This is a genomic window from Bacillus sp. 05T31 (genome assembly GCF_056396725.1).
The window spans coordinates 1-2,176 of record NZ_JBFTMA010000735.1; the positions used below are offsets into that span (position 1 = coordinate 1).

The 2,176-nt window shown below is 32.0% G+C and carries 2 protein-coding genes and 3 pseudogenes; 4 read left to right on the forward strand and 1 reads right to left on the reverse strand.

Features of this window, described 5'->3' with window-relative positions; genetic code table 11:
- Both AC1DJR_RS27460 and AC1DJR_RS27465 read left to right on the forward strand, forming a co-directional pair.
- Positions 1–256 (forward strand): annotated as a pseudogene (locus AC1DJR_RS27460) (AAA family ATPase); the annotation flags it as partial.
- A gap of 41 nt (positions 257–297) precedes the next feature.
- Complete coding sequence (locus AC1DJR_RS27465; protein WP_429686512.1) at positions 298–825, forward strand: hypothetical protein; 528 nt, start codon at positions 298–300, stop codon at positions 823–825.
- Positions 826–880: 55 nt separating this feature from the next.
- Here AC1DJR_RS27465 and AC1DJR_RS27470 read toward each other — a convergent pair.
- A pseudogene (locus tag AC1DJR_RS27470) lies at positions 881–1,081 on the reverse strand (tyrosine-type recombinase/integrase); the annotation flags it as partial.
- Here AC1DJR_RS27470 and AC1DJR_RS27475 point away from each other — a divergent pair.
- Both AC1DJR_RS27475 and AC1DJR_RS27480 read left to right on the forward strand, forming a co-directional pair.
- Positions 1,044–1,166, forward strand: a complete 123-nt coding sequence (locus AC1DJR_RS27475; RefSeq protein ID WP_002167387.1) for a hypothetical protein — start codon at positions 1,044–1,046, stop codon at positions 1,164–1,166. The pseudogene AC1DJR_RS27470 and the gene AC1DJR_RS27475 sit on opposite strands and share 38 nt — an antisense overlap.
- A 432-nt stretch (positions 1,167–1,598) precedes the next feature.
- Positions 1,599–2,176 (forward strand): annotated as a pseudogene (locus AC1DJR_RS27480) (preprotein translocase subunit SecA); the annotation flags it as partial.

Consider the following 2,176-nt stretch of genomic DNA (forward strand, 5'->3'; position numbering starts at 1 on the left):
GTATAAAAGATACTCTTTAGGTATGAAACAACGTTAAGGGATAGCGCAAGCTTTAAAGGAACGACCAAAATTATTGTTATTAGACGAGCCAACTAATGCTTTAGATAGTGATGGGATAAAAGATGTTTTAGATATTTTGGAAGTAGAAAAATCTAAGGGAACGACTATTATTGTAGCTAGTCATGATGTGCATGTTCTAGATAATGGAATAGTAGATCGTATTGTACATGTTAATAATGGAAAGTTGGTAGATTAATAGTGACAAGAAAACATGTCTTAATAATCATTGGATTGTGTGTGTTGCTATGTACATTTGCTAGTTTGTTTAGATTTAAAACATTAAATCTAAATAATGAATCTTATAAAGTGGTAAAAGATGAGTTTTTATCTAATAGAACTTTTGATGATGGACAAGGAGTGAAGTTTCATGCACTTGAGCCTCTTGATCCTACAAAAGTTTATGATCCTTATGAAGACCGTGAAGTAGTGACGTATGTGTTACCTTTAAATATTACAAATACAACAAATCGGGATATTAACTTATTTAGTAATAAGTCTATTTCTAATACAATGTTTTATTCTAAAATAGGGGAGTTTTATAATTTAGTTCCTTATTCAATGGAATTACCTGAAAAATATCAGTTTGATCCTGTAATACCTGCTGGTAAAACAGTACGAGGATATATAGGGACAAATTATTTTATAGGAGATGACCCTTATAAAAATTATAAAAACTTTTCAAATGAATCAACTAAGGTGAAATTCATTTCTTTTATGAAGGATAAGAAAGGGAAATATCATGAATTAGAAATACCAATAAATTAATAACATTTATTAGTAGTATTAATTTGAAGTGTAATTGTAAAAAAAGAAAAAGTTCTATATAAAATGTATTAAGTATAGTGTCTTTTTCTTCTTTATTGATATCTATATATTTTAAGTTTACTTTTGAGTTGCTGTGGTTGAGTATATCTTGCAATATAATGATAGATATTGTTTATAGAAATCAAAAGCTGAAGGTTTTGCGCATTGTGTGAGTATCTATGGATGCTGCACCGGCAAAATCTTTGGCTTTTGTAATTGTCGATTTAAATCTTACTAATATGTTCATTCCAGCTACTCTCTTTAAAGGGAACGGGAAAGAATATTATTTAGAATTAATATGAAATTTGGAATATGAATTTGAAATAGAGAGGTAGGGAAAAGAATTATTAATTTGTTGAAACGAATAAAATAAAAACTTTTTCTGAATCTACGGCTCGACATTTGGACGATTGTTGTCATAGTTATAAGACAAGTGTTACAATTATCATTAGGTTTATACATTTTAGTTTTTTAATTAGGAGAAAAATTGGCATAACATAAAGTGAAACTTTAATCAGTGGTGGGTTCTTCCCACCTACTGATTATTAGCCTTCACCAATCGGGCATTTACGGGCAGTTGATCCCATACCTAATTTTTGTTTCTGCTTAATTTTGAGGTAGGGATCTTACAGCCCGTTAATGCGGGGTAAATTTGATTTTTATAACGACTGATTGTAAAGAGAAAAAGAAAGCAATCGGAAGTTTTATTTTAATAAAAGAGGAGCGTATTTCCTATGATCGGTATTTTAAAAAAGGTATTTGATGTCAACCAACGCCAAATTAAACGTATGCAGAAGACAGTGGAGCAAATTGATGCATTAGAACCATCTATTAAGCCGCTAACTGATGAACAATTAAAAGGAAAGACGATTGAATTTAAAGAACGTCTAACAAAAGGTGAGACAGTAGATGATCTACTTCCTGAAGCTTTTGCGGTTGTTCGTGAAGCAGCGAATCGTGTTCTTGGAATGCGTCCATATGGCGTACAGCTAATGGGTGGTATCGCCTTACATGAAGGAAATATCTCTGAGATGAAAACAGGTGAAGGTAAAACGTTAACATCTACTTTACCTGTATATTTAAACGCATTAACAGGAAAAGGTGTTCACGTTGTTACAGTCAATGAATACTTAGCGCAACGTGATGCGAGCGAAATGGGACAACTTCATGAGTTCCTTGGCYTAACTGTAGGGATTAACTTAAATAGTATGTCACGTGAAGAGAAACAAGCTGCTTATGCTGCTGATATTACGTATAGCACAAATAACGAGCTTGGGTTCGATTACTTACGTGACAACATGGTGTTATATAG

What these genes read in the sequence shown, in the direction of transcription:
- AC1DJR_RS27475 (WP_002167387.1), top strand. Translation starts at nt 1,044, where the DNA reads ATGGATGCTGCACCGGCAAAATCTTTGGCTTTTGTAATTGTCGATTTA.